This window comes from Dryocola mayonis, assembly GCF_051307045.1.
In the GTDB taxonomy this organism is placed as follows: Bacteria; Pseudomonadota; Gammaproteobacteria; order Enterobacterales; family Enterobacteriaceae; genus Dryocola.
Window position 1 is genome coordinate 1,272,140 of record NZ_CP150452.1, and the last position, 14,521, is coordinate 1,286,660.

General features: G+C 55.8%; 14 protein-coding genes and 1 pseudogene. 10 read left to right on the top strand and 5 right to left on the bottom strand.

All coding sequences use genetic code 11. From position 1 onward, the window contains the following. Nucleotides 1–316: 316 nt before the first annotated feature. Nucleotides 317–1,714, top strand: a complete 1,398-nt coding sequence (gene chiP, locus WLO32_RS06095) for a chitoporin ChiP (protein ID WP_435947585.1) — start codon at nucleotides 317–319, stop codon at nucleotides 1,712–1,714. 119 nt (nucleotides 1,715–1,833) lie between these two features. Here chiP and fur read toward each other — a convergent pair whose 3' ends face one another. The 4 genes from fur to ybfF all read right to left on the bottom strand — a co-directional run bounded on the left by fur (nucleotide 1,834) and on the right by ybfF (nucleotide 4,486). Continuing rightward, nucleotides 1,834–2,286, bottom strand: coding sequence for a ferric iron uptake transcriptional regulator (gene fur, locus WLO32_RS06100; protein WP_121267171.1), 453 nt, complete (start codon nucleotides 2,284–2,286; stop codon nucleotides 1,834–1,836). A 295-nt stretch (nucleotides 2,287–2,581) separates the two neighbouring features. Continuing rightward, entirely contained in the window at nucleotides 2,582–3,112 is a 531-nt protein-coding gene (gene fldA / locus WLO32_RS06105; protein ID WP_435947586.1) for a flavodoxin FldA, read from the bottom strand. 180 nt (nucleotides 3,113–3,292) lie between these two features. After that, the gene (gene ybfE, locus WLO32_RS06110; RefSeq protein WP_183042628.1) at nucleotides 3,293–3,574 is read right to left on the bottom strand and encodes a LexA regulated protein; all 282 of its coding nucleotides are present in this window, start codon (nucleotides 3,572–3,574) and stop codon (nucleotides 3,293–3,295) included. A gap of 135 nt (nucleotides 3,575–3,709) precedes the next feature. Next, nucleotides 3,710–4,486: an esterase gene (gene ybfF, locus WLO32_RS06115; RefSeq protein ID WP_435947587.1), complete on the bottom strand. Its 777-nt coding sequence runs from the start codon at nucleotides 4,484–4,486 to the stop codon at nucleotides 3,710–3,712. Nucleotides 4,487–4,671: 185 nt separating this feature from the next. Between ybfF and seqA the strand changes: the two genes are divergently transcribed. From seqA to nei, 9 genes and pseudogenes are all read left to right on the top strand, one after another. Continuing rightward, nucleotides 4,672–5,226, top strand: a complete 555-nt coding sequence (seqA, locus tag WLO32_RS06120; protein WP_121267121.1) for a replication initiation negative regulator SeqA — start codon at nucleotides 4,672–4,674, stop codon at nucleotides 5,224–5,226. A 22-nt stretch (nucleotides 5,227–5,248) separates the two neighbouring features. After that, entirely contained in the window at nucleotides 5,249–6,889 is a 1,641-nt protein-coding gene (gene pgm / locus WLO32_RS06125; RefSeq protein ID WP_435947588.1) for a phosphoglucomutase (alpha-D-glucose-1,6-bisphosphate-dependent), read from the top strand. A gap of 325 nt (nucleotides 6,890–7,214) precedes the next feature. Continuing rightward, nucleotides 7,215–7,421, top strand: coding sequence for a YbfA family protein (locus WLO32_RS06130; RefSeq protein WP_435947589.1), 207 nt, complete (start codon nucleotides 7,215–7,217; stop codon nucleotides 7,419–7,421). Nucleotides 7,422–7,520: 99 nt separating this feature from the next. Next, complete coding sequence (locus tag WLO32_RS06135; RefSeq protein WP_435947590.1) at nucleotides 7,521–8,477, top strand: YbgA family protein; 957 nt, start codon at nucleotides 7,521–7,523, stop codon at nucleotides 8,475–8,477. 13 nt (nucleotides 8,478–8,490) lie between these two features. After that, entirely contained in the window at nucleotides 8,491–9,927 is a 1,437-nt protein-coding gene (gene phrB, locus WLO32_RS06140) for a deoxyribodipyrimidine photo-lyase (protein WP_435947591.1), read from the top strand. Further along, nucleotides 9,917–10,660 (top strand): type 2 GTP cyclohydrolase I, encoded by a 744-nt coding sequence (locus WLO32_RS06145; protein WP_435947592.1) that lies wholly within the window; start codon nucleotides 9,917–9,919, stop codon nucleotides 10,658–10,660. Before phrB ends, WLO32_RS06145 begins: the two co-directional genes overlap by 11 nt. 20 nt (nucleotides 10,661–10,680) lie before the next feature. Then, nucleotides 10,681–11,337 (top strand): 5-oxoprolinase subunit PxpB, encoded by a 657-nt coding sequence (gene pxpB, locus WLO32_RS06150; RefSeq protein ID WP_435947593.1) that lies wholly within the window; start codon nucleotides 10,681–10,683, stop codon nucleotides 11,335–11,337. Continuing rightward, nucleotides 11,331–12,264: pseudogene (gene pxpC, locus WLO32_RS06155) on the top strand (5-oxoprolinase subunit PxpC). Before pxpB ends, pxpC begins: the two are co-directional and overlap by 7 nt. A gap of 18 nt (nucleotides 12,265–12,282) precedes the next feature. Further along, entirely contained in the window at nucleotides 12,283–13,074 is a 792-nt protein-coding gene (gene nei, locus WLO32_RS06160; protein ID WP_435947594.1) for an endonuclease VIII, read from the top strand. Nucleotides 13,075–13,164: 90 nt separating this feature from the next. Here nei and gltA read toward each other — a convergent pair whose 3' ends face one another. Continuing rightward, nucleotides 13,165–14,451: a citrate synthase gene (gene gltA, locus WLO32_RS06165; protein ID WP_121267113.1), complete on the bottom strand. Its 1,287-nt coding sequence runs from the start codon at nucleotides 14,449–14,451 to the stop codon at nucleotides 13,165–13,167. Nucleotides 14,452–14,521 lie beyond the last annotated feature (70 nt).

Genomic DNA, 14,521 nt, shown 5'->3' on the forward strand with positions numbered 1-14,521 from the left:
TCTGGAAAAATTATCATTAGCGTTTATGGGAGCGCTTTCATTTTTGCGAATATAGTAATTAAATTTAATTTTGCGCTATAAAACGCTGATAAAGCAACTTGTTACAAATGCACATAGATTATGTGCTCTTCGTCATAATATGGAAATTAACTCTTACAAAGTCGTTGATAATTCGCGTCGCGAAAAATAGTCTGTTGCTTAGCAGTCATGCGGGGGAAATATTCTTAACCGCTTTTAGCCGTCAGGCATTTTTTATTTTTCGCCGTCAGGCGTTTTTACGCCGGGTGATTATTTATACGTCAAAGAGGATTTCAATATGCGTACGTTTAAGGGCAAACGTAGCGCGCTGGCGCTTGCAATTGCAGGCGTCACGGCGCTTTCAGGTATGGTTACCGTTCCGCAGGCGGCGGCCGCGGGATTTATCGATGATTCAACCCTCACCGGCGGTATTTATTACTGGCAGCGTGAGCGTGACCGTAAAGACGTTAATACCAGTAAATACGAAACCAACCTTTCCCATTCGACCTGGAACGCCAACCTGGATTTCCAGTCCGGCTATGTGGCCGATATGTTTGGTCTGGATATTGCGGCCTTTACCGCGATTGAAATGGCGGAAAATGGCGACAGCGGGCACCCGAACGAAATCGCATTCTCATCAAAAAATAAAGCCTATGACGAAGACTATTCCGGCGACAAGAGCGGAATCAGCCTTTATAAGGCGGCGGCGAAATTTAAATACGGGCCGGTTTGGGCGCGGGCGGGCTACATTCAGCCAACCGGCCAGACTTTGCTGGCTCCGCACTGGAGCTTTATGCCGGGCACCTATCAGGGCGCTGAAGCCGGCGCCAGTTTCGATTACGGCGATGCGGGCGCGCTGAGCTTCTCCTATATGTGGACGAACGAATATAAAGCGCCATGGCATCTGGAGATGGACAAGTTCTATCAGAACGACAGGCACACCAAAGTCGACTACCTGCATTCAATCGGCGCAAAGTATGACTTCAAAAACGATCTGGTGCTTGAGGCGGCCTTCGGTCAGGCAGAAGGGTACATTGACCAGTACTTTACCAAAGCAAGCTACAAATTTGATATCGCTGGCAGCCCGCTGACCACCAGCTACCAGTTCTACGGGACCAGGGACAAAGTCTCAGACGGCGGCATTAACGATATTTACGACGGCACAGCCTGGCTGCAGGCGCTAACCCTCGGTTACAAAATTGGTCAGGTCGACCTGCGTCTGGAAGGAACCATGGTGAAGGCCGAAGGGCAGCAGGGGTTCTTCCTGCAGCGTATGACCCCAACCTATGCCTCCTCAAACGGGCGTCTTGATGTATGGTGGGATAACCGCTCCGACTTTAACGCCAACGGCGAAAAAGCGCTGTTCGCGGGCGCGATGTATGACCTGAGCAACTGGGATCTGGCCGGCTGGGCGGTGGGCGCATCTTACGTTTACGCCTGGGATGCAAAACCCAGCTCCACGCCAACGACCGATGGCTACTACGACGCCGATCGCCGTCTGAAGGAATCCTCTTACAGCCTCGATGCGTCATATACCGTTCAGGATGGCCGAGCGAAAGGCACGCTGTTTAAGCTGCACTTTACCCAGTATGACAACCATTCCGATATCCCAAGCTGGGGCGGCGGCTACGGCAACATCTTCCAGGATGAGCGCGACGTGAAGTTCCTCGTTATCGCACCTTTCACTATCTTCTGATGGGCAGCCGGGCGCAAAAGCGCCCGGCTTGTTAAGTTTCTCTGGCCCATAAAAAAACCGGTGAGTTTCCTCACCGGTTTTTTGTCTCTGCTTTCCCGAAGGGAAAGCAAGAGTGCGGATTACTTCTCGCTGATTTCGTGGGCGTTTTCGTCGGTACGGCAGTCGCCTTCGGCGCAGTGGCCATACAGGTAAAGACTGTGGTTAGTCAGCCGAATCCCGTGGCGGGTCGCGATTTCACGCTGGCGGGCTTCGATTGAATCATCGCTGAATTCAATGACTTTGCCGCAGTCCAGGCAAATCAGGTGGTCGTGATGATGCTGCTGAGTCAGTTCAAAAACCGACTTGCCGCCTTCGAAATTATGGCGGGTAACGATACCCGCGTCGTCAAACTGGTTCAGCACGCGGTAAACCGTGGCCAGACCAATCTCTTCACCCATATCAATCAGACGTTTGTATAAGTCTTCCGCACTGACGTGATGGTTAACCGGTCCCTGCAACACTTCAAGGATTTTTAATCGCGGAAGCGTGACTTTCAGGCCGGCCTTCTTTAATGCGGTGTTGTTGTCAGTCATGCGGAAATTGTCCTGTTGCTTAACGTTATGCTCGGACTCGTTGAGCGTTAAGTGAATGCGTTTCATTATATACCCTTCTTTTGAGGGTATAGTACAGCCACGTCTAAATAGAAACTGTAAGTTAAAGCATAACAGCTAAAAAATCGTGGCTGAGTCACCCTTTGCTGGCGGTGCAGCAAACGCGACCTGTGGGGTATTGTACAGGGATAGACAAAAAAGTTACAAAAATGTAGCGATTATTTTCATTGGTAATGCCTATCAATACGGCGCAAACCTTGGCCTGCGCCGTTACGCATCAGGCGTTGAGGATATCGGCCAGGTTGAGCTCTTCCGCAACCTGCCTGGTCCATTTCTCCACGCGCTCGGCGGTCAGCTCCGGCTGACGGTCTTCATCAATGGCCAGGCCTACAAAGTGGTCGTCGTCAGCCAGACCCTTCGACGCTTCGAAGTGGTAGCCCGCCGTCGGCCAGTGGCCTACGATTGCCGCGCCGCGTGGTTCAATGATGTCGCGAATGGTGCCCAGCGCGTCGCAGAAATATTCCGCGTAATCTTCCTGATCGCCACAGCCGAACAGCGCAACCAGCTTGCCGTTGAAATCCACTTCTTCAAGAGTCGGGAAGAAGTCATCCCAGTCGCACTGCGCTTCGCCATAGTACCAGGTAGGGATGCCCAGCAGCAGAATGTCGAACCCTTCGAGATCTTCCTTGCTGCTTTTTGCAATGTCACGCACTTCAGCAACATCTTTACCGAGCTGTTTTTGAATCATTTTTGCGATATTTTCGGTATTACCGGTATCGCTGCCGAAAAAAATGCCTACGATTGCCATGAGTTAAATAACCTCTTGAAACTTAATGGTATGGTGGCGGAGAATTGCCCACAGATGGGGCAATGATAGCAGAACAGGTCAGGGTGCGGAAACAGCTATCACAGCGCTGTGCACAGTCTGCAACATGATGGCGCTTTAAGCGCCGTTTTTTATTTGATGACGGGGCGAAATAGCGAACGGCTAGCTCAGATGCTGCTTTAGCTGGGCTAATAACATCTCTTCAATCAGCTCGCTGCGGCTGATGTTTCTGGCTTCAGCAAGTTGGTTAAGGGCATCCACCGCTTCGTTGTTGAGTTTCAGCTCAACGCGCTTCAGGCCGCGTACTTTATCGCGTTTGAGCTGGTTACGTTTGTTGATGCGCAGCTGCTCATCTCGCGTTAGCGGATTGGTTTTTGGCCGCCCCGGGCGACGCTCGTCCGCGAACAGATCTATTGTAGTACGGTCCGTTTGTTCTTTTGCCATGATTAGAGTACTGACAGGAAATTCGGGATGCTGCGAGCAGAATGCTCCGGCGCATTTAAGCGCGCCATCATACATCAGGGAGTCCGGCGCGCCAACGCGTTAGCCGCATCTTGCGGCCGGTCGGTCTGTTTTTAATCAGTTTTTGGCGCAATCATCGATAAAACGGTGAACGGCGCGTAAAACCGCTTCCGGTTTCTCGGCGTGAACCCAGTGTCCTGCGCCGGCAACAACGTGCGCCCGCGCCTGCGGGAACTGGGCCAGCAGCGCGTCCCGGTGCGTTTCATCTACATAAGGCGAAGCGCCGCCGCGGATAAATAAGGCGGGACCGTCCCAGGCGGGAACAGGCTGCCAGCCGACGATATGCTCATACTGCTGCCACAGCGCCGGCACGTTGAACTTCCATTCGCCTTCGGCAAAGGATTTCAGCAGAAACTGAATCACGCCTTCTTCCTTTATATGCTCGCGCATTAACGCGGCGGCCTGCTGGCGGCTTTTCGCACCGGCGCGGCTCACGGCGTTAATAGCGGCAAAAATTTCATCGTGGCGCCGCACCTGGTAGTCAACCGGCGCGATATCAATCAGCACCAGCTTATCAATGCGCTCAGGGGCGATAGCGGTTAAAGCCATAGCCACTTTACCGCCCATGGAATGGCCGATAATTATCGCCTGCTCAAAACCGTATTCGTCCAGGGTTTCCAGCACGTCGCGCGCCATCGCAGGATAATTCATCTCATCGCTGCGGGGAGACTGGCCGTGGTTACGCAGATCGATTTGCAGCAGCGTATGATCCTGCCCCAGATCCCGGGCGAGCACGCCGAGGTTGTCAAGGCTGCCAAACAGGCCGTGAATGAGAACGATAGGGGAATTGCTAGTCGATTGTTGCGCAGTTTGCAGGCGAGCGTTTAATTTCATGGCAAAGTTCTTTTTTTTGATTCGTAGGGTTAGGGTATCATGAAGCTATTCCTGCCGCAGTGCCGCAAACATTCAGTTTAATCTGGCTTTATCAGGCGGCACCTGTTTGGCGCTACCCGCTGTTGGGATTTGCTCCTATAATCCCAACGACTTGTATTCAGAATAAGATATCGCACTGGATGAAGATGAAAACGATTGAAGTTGATGACGAGCTGTATCGCTATATTGCCAGCCACACGCAACACATTGGCGAGAGCGCGTCCGATATTTTACGGCGTATGTTGAAATTTACCGCCGGTCAGACTCCCGCAGCGACCACTTCCCCGACGGCGAACTCCGCACCCTCTGCGGCAACACCTGCTTCCGAAGAGAAACCCGTGAATCGGGCGCGCGATCGCGTGCGCGCCGTGCGTGAGTTGCTACTCTCTGATGAGTATGCGGAGCAAAAGAAAGCCGTTAATCGTTTCATGATGGTGCTTTCAACGCTCTATCAGCTGGATGCAAAAACCTTTGGCGAAGCCACCGAGTCTTTGCACGGCCGTACCCGCGTCTACTTTGCCGGCAACGAGCAAACGCTGCTGGCTAATGGCAATCAGACCAAGCCAAAACACGTTCCGGGTACGCCATACTGGGTTATCACCAATACTAATACGGGCCGCAAATGCAGCATGATTGAACACATCATGCAATCAATGCAGTTCCCGGCGGAATTGATTGAGAAGGTTTGCGGCACTATTTAATCTGCGTCAAAAGGAAGGGCCAATGGCTAACCACAACCGTGCAGGTCAACCTGCGCAACAGAGCGATTTGATTAACGTAGCCCAGCTAACGGCCCAGTACTACGTGCTGAAACCAGAAGCGGGCAATAGCGAACACGCGGTGAAGTTCGGCACCTCCGGCCACCGCGGCAGTGCGGCTCGTCATAGCTTTAACGAACCACATATTCTGGCGATTGCTCAGGCGATTGCTGAAGATCGTGCTAAAAACGGCATCACCGGCCCGTGCTATGTCGGTAAAGACACTCACGCCCTGTCTGAGCCTGCGTTTATCTCCGTGCTGGAAGTCCTGGCGGCCAACGGTGTGGATGTCATTGTCCAGCAGGCGAATGGCTACACGCCAACGCCTGCGGTTTCTAACGCGATTCTGGTGCACAACAAAAAGGGCGGCGTGCAGGCGGACGGCATTGTTATCACGCCTTCCCATAACCCGCCTGAAGACGGCGGAATCAAATACAATCCGCCTAACGGTGGCCCGGCTGATACTAACGTCACTAAGGTTATCGAAGAGCGCGCAAACGCGCTGCTGGCCGGCGGTCTGAAAGAGGTGAAGCGTCTGTCTCTTGACGAGGCCTGGGCCTGCGGCCGCGTGAAAGAGCAGGACCTGGTGCAGCCGTTTATCGAAGGGCTGGTGGATATCATCGATATGGCCGCCATTCAGAAAGCGGGCCTGAAGCTGGGCGTTGATCCGCTCGGCGGCTCCGGCATCGAATACTGGCAGCGTATCGCGAAGCACTACAATCTGGATCTGACCATCGTCAACGACCATGTCGATCAGACTTTCCGCTTTATGCACCTCGATAAAGACGGCGCAATCCGCATGGACTGCTCCTCCGAGTGCGCAATGGCGGGGCTGCTGGCGCTGCGCGACAAATTCGATCTGGCCTTTGCCAACGACCCGGACTACGACCGTCACGGCATCGTTACCCCGGCCGGCCTGATGAACCCTAACCACTATCTGGCCGTCGCCATTAATTATCTGTTCCAGCATCGTCCGCAGTGGGGCAAAGATGTGGCGGTAGGTAAAACGCTGGTCTCGTCCGCAATGATTGACCGCGTGGTCAACGACCTGGGCCGTAAGCTGGTGGAAGTGCCGGTTGGCTTTAAATGGTTCGTCGACGGCCTGTTTGACGGCAGCTTCGGCTTCGGCGGCGAAGAGAGCGCCGGCGCCTCCTTCCTGCGCTTCGACGGCACGCCGTGGTCAACCGACAAAGACGGTATCATCATGTGCCTGCTGGCGGCGGAAATTACCGCAGTTACCGGTAAGAACCCGCAGCAGCACTATGACGAGCTGGCAGCACGCTTCGGCGCGCCTAGCTATAACCGTCTGCAGGCCCCGGCAACCTCTGCGCAAAAAGCGGCGCTTTCGAAGCTGTCCCCGGAAATGGTCAGCGCGGATACCCTGGCGGGCGACCCAATCACCGCGCGCTTAACGGCGGCGCCGGGCAACGGCGCTTCTATCGGCGGCCTGAAGGTGATGACCGAAAACGGCTGGTTCGCGGCTCGCCCGTCCGGTACGGAAGATGCGTACAAAATCTATTGTGAAAGTTTCCTGGGCGCCGAACACCGCCAGCAAATTGAGAAAGAAGCGGTAGAGATCGTCAGCGAAGTGCTGAAGAACGCATAGTAAAAAAGAAATCAAAAAAAGGCGCCGCAAGGCGCCTTTTTTACGCCTGTCGTCCGCTTACAGCATAAAACGGCAGACCTTCTTTTTTCCAGCCGCACAGAGGGGCCGGCATAAAAATAAAAACCCATCAATTAACTAATGATTAGTATTTATTTAACTGTTTTGTAACTTACTTACGCGGTGAATTGTAAATTTCCCCGCAACCGGGGCATTTTAGTGGTCGGATGAGTAGTAAACTTTCAGCCAATGCGATACTATTTTAGCCAGATGACAAGTTCTGAATTCCCGGCATTTGTTGCCGGTCACAAAAATAAGGGAGAAGCCTATGTCTTTATACAAAGAATATCCTGCGCATCAGGTTATCCTGCGTCGCACCCTCGCGGTAATCGTCGGCGTACTGGCGCTGCCGGTGATGCTGTTCTGGAAAGACCGCGCACGTTTTTACAGCTATCTGCACCGGGTCTGGTCGAAGACCAGCGAGCAGCCGGTCTGGATGGCCCAGGCGGAAGCCGCCTCCGGCGATTTCTACTGAAGCCCGAACTGAATGAAAGCTAAAAGGCTACCCGAAGGGGTAGCCTTTTTTGTTATGGCGGCTTGCTACACTTAGTATTCAACATAAAGGAACAAGCCCATGAGCGACAATATTCCAATCGGTATCAGCGCCTGTTTACTCGGCGAGAACGTCCGTTTTGACGGCGGCCACAAGCGGCTTGCATTTGCGGTTAACGAGCTGGCGCCCTGGGTGCGTTTCGAGCCGGTCTGTCCGGAAATGGCGATTGGCTTGCCTGCGCCGCGCCCGGCGTTGCGTTTAGTTAAAACGGATGACGGCGAAACTGCGCTACGTTTCAGCAACCACGCCGAAGGGGATTTAACCCAGGCGATGCGGCAGTTTTCGGCCAGGCGAATCGCCGGGCTGGAGCATCTTTGCGGCTATATCGTTTGCGCCAAATCGCCGAGCTGCGGCCTGGAAAGAGTGCGGGTGTATGAGCCCGAAGGAAACAATAACCGTAAAAGCGGAACCGGGATTTTCACCGCTGAGCTAAAGCGCCAGATGCCCTGGCTGCCCGTGGAAGAAGACGGACGTTTACAGGACCCCGCCATTCGCGAGAATTTCGTCGAGCGGATTTACACGCTGTTTGAACTCAATAACCTGCGCAAAACAGGGCTGACCAGAGGCGGGCTTATCGGTTTTCACAGCCGCTATAAGCTGCTTTTGCTGGCCCATTCCCAGCCGCAGTATCGCGAGCTGGGCCGCTTTGTTGCGGGTATTGAGAGCTGGAGCTCGCTGGATGAGTTCTTTGTCGAATACCGGCGGCGCTTAATGACCCTGCTTGAACATCAGGCCACGCGCCGCAATCATACGAATGTGCTGATGCACGTTCAGGGCTATTTCCGCCGCCAGCTGAGCGCCCGACAGCGCCAGGAGCTGTCGGGGTTGATTGACCGCTATCGGCAGGGCACCCAGCCGCTGCTGGCGCCTCTCACCCTGTTGAAACATTACATGGCGGAATATCCTGACCAGTATCTGGCGCAGCAGCGCTATTTTGAACCCTATCCGGAAGCTTTGCGTTTGCGCTACGGCAATTAATTCAGGGAGTTGTATGACCACTCATCTGGTCTGGTTTCGCAACGATTTACGCGTTTGCGATAACCTGGCGCTCGCGGCGGCCTGCCGCGATCCCAGGGCTAAAGTCACGGGAATTTTTATCGCCACGCCCGAACAGTGGCGACAGCACAATATGGCGCCCCGACAGGCTGAATTTCTCTGGCAGCACCTGCGCCTGCTGCAAACTTCTCTGGCCGAAAGAGGAATCGAGCTTTGCATCAAGCAGGCGAAGGATTTCGCGGCCTCCATCGAGTGCCTGAAAGCGTTCTGCGCCAGCCGAAACGTCGATGCGCTGTTTTATAACTATCAGTACGAACTCAATGAGCGCGAGCGCGACGCGGCGGTGGAAAAAAACCTGGGGCGCGACGTGATATGTCAGGGCTTCGATGACAGCGTGCTTTTGCCGCCGGGCAGCGTGACTACCGGCAATCACGAGATGTACAAGGTCTTCACGCCGTTCAGCAAGGCATTTATCAAACGGCTGCAGGAGGGGCTGCCGGAATGTGTTTCGGCTCCGGGAGCTCGTGGCGAGCCGCTTGTAATGACTCAAGCCGCGCCTTTTGATTATCCACGCGATGAAGTCGATACCGCCTTGTTCCCGTTCGGCGAGCGCGCGGCCATCGCAAAGCTGCGGGAGTTCTGCCTGACGCCTGCGGCTGACTACCCTGAGCGACGAGATTTTCCGGCGGTTGATGGCACCAGCCGCCTGTCGCCATATTTGGCGCTCGGGGTGATTTCCCCCCGCCAGTGCTTACATCGTTTGCTCAAAGAGCATCCCCGGGCTCTGGAAGGCGGGGCGGGTTCGACATGGCTAAACGAACTGGTCTGGCGTGAATTCTATCGTCATCTGCTGGTGGCTTATCCAAAGCTGTGCCGCTATCAGCCCTTTATTCCCTGGACCGACAGCGTGCGCTGGCAGCAGGATGAAAAGCTGCTCACGGCCTGGCAGCAGGGGCAAACCGGCTACCCGATTGTGGATGCGGCGATGCGCCAGCTTAATGCGACGGGCTGGATGCACAACCGCCTGCGCATGGTCGTCGCCAGCTTTCTGGTAAAGGATTTGCTCATCGACTGGCGGGCGGGGGAGCGCTACTTTATGACGCGGTTGATCGATGGCGATCTTGCGGCAAATAATGGCGGCTGGCAGTGGGCGGCGTCCACCGGCACCGATGCTGCGCCTTACTTCCGCATTTTCAATCCCGCCACGCAGGGGGAACGATTTGATGCCGCAGGCGAATTTATTCGCCGCTGGGTGCCCGAACTGCAGGCCGTGCCGGGCAAACATATTCATGCGCCATGGGTTTGGGCGGATAAACAGCCGCAGACGCTGGACTATCCGCGCCCGATTGTCGACCATAAGCAGGCACGCATTGCCACACTTGCCGCCTATGAGGCGGCGCGAAAACCGGAAGATAAACAAGATGAAAAATAGCGAACTGGAACGCCTGATCAACGAAAAGCTCAACAGCGCGGCGATAAGCGACTATGCGCCAAACGGCCTGCAGGTTGAGGGACGCGAAGAGATCCGTAAAATTATTACCGGCGTAACGGCAAGCCAGGCGCTGCTGGACGAGGCGGTACGCCAGGGCGCCGATGCGGTGATCGTCCATCATGGCTATTTCTGGAAAGGCGAGCCGCCGGTTATTCGCGGCATGAAGCGTAACCGGCTGAAAACGCTGCTGGCGAACGATATCAATCTTTACGGCTGGCATTTGCCGCTGGACGCGCATCCGCAGCTGGGCAATAACGCGCAGCTGGGCTCGCTGCTGGGCATCGAAACTAAAGGTGAAATCGAGCCGCTGGTGCCCTGGGGCGAGTTTTCCACGCCGCTTTCTGGCGTGGAGCTTGCTTCATGGATTGAAATGCGGCTTGGGCGCACGCCGCTGTGGTGCGGCGATACCGGGCCTGACCAGGTTCGGCGCATCGCCTGGTGCACCGGCGGCGGGCAAAGCTTTATTGACAGCGCCGCGCGTTTTGGCGTGGACGCCTTTATTACGGGCGAGGTTTCCGAGCAAACCATTCATTCGGCGCGTGAACAAGGCCTGCATTTTTATGCCGCAGGGCACCATGCCACCGAACGCGGGGGCATCCAGGCGCTGAGCGACTGGCTCAACAGCGAAACGGATTTGGACGTGACCTTTATCGATATTCCTAACCCGGCATAACGCGGTATTCAGGAGGAAAAGTGCAAAGAGCGCGGTGTTATTTATTGGGTGAAAGCGCGGTGGTTCTGGAGCTCGAACCGCCGATATCCCTTGAAAGCCAGCAGCGTATCTGGGGACTGACCCGTCGGCTGGAGGAGGCGGATGCTGTCCGGGAGGTGATTCCGGGCATGAATAACATCACGGTGGTGCTGCGCGAGCCGGGCAGCCTGGCGCTGGACGGCATTGAAAGGATCCAGCGCTGGTGGGAAGAGAGCGAAGCGATAATTCCTGAACCGCATCGCGTTGAGATCCCGGTAATTTACGGAGGCGATGCGGGGCCGGATCTGGGCGTGGTGGCAGAACACAGCGGGCTGACGCCGCGTCAGGTGGTGGAGCTGCATTCCTGCGGCGAGTACGTCGTTTATTTTCTCGGCTTTCAGCCCGGGTTTGCGTACCTTGGAGGGCTTGCGCCGAGGTTACATACGCCGCGCCGCGCCGAACCTCGTTTGCTGGTGCCCGCGGGCTCCGTCGGCATCGGCGGCAGCCAGACGGGAATTTATCCCCTGGCGACGCCCGGCGGCTGGCAGATTATCGGCCAGACATCGGTCAAACTATTTAACCCCCGGGCTGAACCGCCAACGCTGTTAACGCCGGGTGATACCGTGCGTTTTGTGCCTCAGAAGGAGGGTTTGTGCTGAAGATTATTCGTGCCGGGATGCACACTTCCGTGCAGGACGGCGGGCGTTATGGCTATCGCCAGCTAGGCGTTAGCCGCTGCGGCGCGCTGGACGGGCCCCGCATTGCGCATCGCCAATTTGCTGGTGGGCAACGAGCCTGAAAGCGCCGCGTTAGAAATTACGCTTGGCCAGTGCGTGATTGAGTTTACGCAGGACGGCTGGTTTGCTTTAACCGGGGCGAGCTGTCATGCGGATCTGGACGGCCATGCGGTGTGGACGGGATGGCGGCTGCCGGTAAAAACCGGGCAGCAGCTGCGGCTTAAGTCTCCGGAACGGGGCATGCGCAGCTATGTCGCCGTGGCGGGCGGGCTGGACATCCCCCTGTTGATGGGATCGGCCAGCACCGATTTAAAAGCGCAGGTCGGCGGTTTTTCCGGCCGCCTGTTACAGGACGGCGATACCCTCCCGCTGCTGCCTGCAAAGCGCCATTTCCGCGAGGCCCGCGGCGTAAAACAGCTGCTGTGGGGCAACCGCATTCGCGCGCTTCCCGGCCCGGAGTATCGCGAATTCAGCCAGACCGCGCAGGAGAGCTTCTGGCGTTTGCCCTGGCAGCTAAGCCCGCAGAGTAACCGTATGGGCTATCGCTTTCAGGGGCAGCGTCTGGAACGCACCACCGACCGTGAGCTGCTGTCTCACGGCTTACTGCCGGGAGTCGTGCAGGTGCCGCACAACGGACAGCCGATCGTGCTGATGAACGATGCGCAGACAACGGGCGGCTATCCGCGAATCGCCTGCGTGATTGAGGCCGATATGTTCCACCTCGCGCAGCTGCGCCTGGGCGAGCCGATCCACTTTGTCCAGTGCACGCTGGAAGAGGCGCTTAAAGCGCGTCACGAGCAGCAGGTCTACCTTGAGCAGCTGGCCTGGCGGCTGAATGACGGCGATTAATTTGATTCTGGAGTGAGCATGCCTGAAGGACCGGAAATCAGACGCGCGGCGGACGCCCTTGAAGCCGCCGTCTTAAATAAGCCCTTAACCGAAGTCTGGTTCGCTTTTCCCGAACTGAAAGCCTTTGAGGAAACGCTGATCGGACAGCGGGTCGAGCGCATAGAAACCCGCGGAAAAGCCCTGCTGACGCGATTTTCCAACGGAAAAACTTTGTATAGCCATAATCAGCTTTACGGCGTCTGGCGCGTGGTGAATGCGGGCGAAGCGCCGCAAACGACGCGCGTGCTGCGGGTAAAGCTGCAGACGGCGGACAAGGCGATTTTGCTCTACAGCGCTTCGGAGATTCTCATGCTCGACGATGAGCAGCTGTTAAAGCATCCCTTTTTGCTGCGCGTCGGGCCGGACGTGCTGGATTTAACGCTGACGGCACAGGAGGTGAAAGCCCGCCTGCTTTCCGCCAAATTTCGCAAGCGGCAGTTCAGCGGTCTGTTCCTCGACCAGGCTTTTCTCGCCGGGTTAGGCAACTATCTGCGGGTGGAGATTCTCTGGTACGCAGGCCTTGCCGCGCATCATAAGGCGCAGGATCTCACCGATGAACAGCTCGACAGGCTGGCAAACGCGCTGCTGGATATTCCGCGCCTTTCGTACACTACGCGCGGTCGCGTGGATGAGAACAAGCATCACGGGGCGATCTTTAGCTTTAAGGTGTTTCATCGGGCAGGGAAGAAGTGCGAGCGCTGCGGTGGGGTGATAGAGAAAACGATGCTGTCTTCGCGGCCTTTTTACTGGTGTCCCGGCTGCCAGCTTTAAATCTGGCGGATAACGCCGCAGCTTATGCGCCCTACGTTCGCCTGAACAATCGTAGGGCGCATAAGCAGTGCGCCATCCGCCGCCTGGAGCTTATTTTTTCAAATCGGATTTGAAATCACGCTGGTCGTAGCCGGTATACAGCTGGCGCGGACGGGCGATTTTGATGCCGTCGTCGTGCATTTCGTTCCAGTGCGCAATCCAGCCCACGGTGCGCGCCATCGCGAAGATAACGGTAAACATGGAAGAAGGAATGCCCATCGCTTTCAGGATGATGCCGGAATAGAAGTCCACGTTCGGGTAGAGTTTCTTCTCGATGAAGTACGGGTCGTTAAGCGCGATATGTTCAAGTTCCATCGCCACTTCCAGCAGGCTGTTATCTTTCAGATTCAGCTCTTTCAATACTTCATGGCAGGTTTCACGCATTACGGTGGCGCGCGGGTCGTAGTTTTTGTACACGCGGTGGCCAAAGCCCATCAGGCGGAAAGAGTCGTTCTTGTCTTTCGCGCGGCGGATGAATTCCGGAATGTGTTCAACGCTGCTGATTTCTTCGAGCATTTTCAGCGCGGCTTCGTTAGCGCCACCGTGCGCAGGTCCCCACAGGGAAGCGATACCGGCAGCGATACAGGCGAACGGGTTGGCGCCGGAAGAACCTGCGGTACGAACGGTAGAGGTGGAAGCGTTTTGCTCATGGTCGGCGTGCAGGATCAGGATACGATCCATGGCGCGTTCCAGAATTGGGTTAACTTCGTATTTCTCGCACGGCGTGGAGAACATCATGTTCAGGAAGTTACCGGCGTAGGACAAGTCGTTGCGCGGGTACACAAACGGCTGGCCGATGGAGTATTTGTAACACATCGCGGCGACGGTCGGCATTTTAGACAGCAGACGGAAGGCGGCGATATCGCGGTGACGCGGGTTATTCACATCCAGGGAATCGTGATAGAACGCGGCCAGCGCGCCGGTCACGCCGCACAGAACGGCCATTGGATGCGAGTCACGACGGAAACCGTGGAACAGACGGGTAATCTGCTCATGGATCATGGTGTGGCGGGTAACGGTGGTTTTGAACTCGTCGAACTCTTCCTGGGTCGGCTTCTCGCCGTACAGCAGGATGTAGCATACTTCGAGATAGCTGGAGTGGGTCGCCAGCTGATCGATCGGGAAACCACGGTGCAGCAGGATACCTTCATCACCATCGATAAAGGTGATTTTTGATTCGCATGATGCGGTGGAGGTGAAACCCGGGTCAAAAGTAAACACACCTTTAGAACCAAGACTACGGATATCAATTACATCCTGACCGAGCGTGCCTTGTAGCACATCCAGTTCGATAGCATCTTCACCCTTGCTGGTGAGAGTTGCTTTTTTATCAGCCATTTACGGTCTCCTTAGCGCCTTATTTCATAAGACTGCCGGGCGCCCGATTTGCATTCAGACCGCCGTGGTC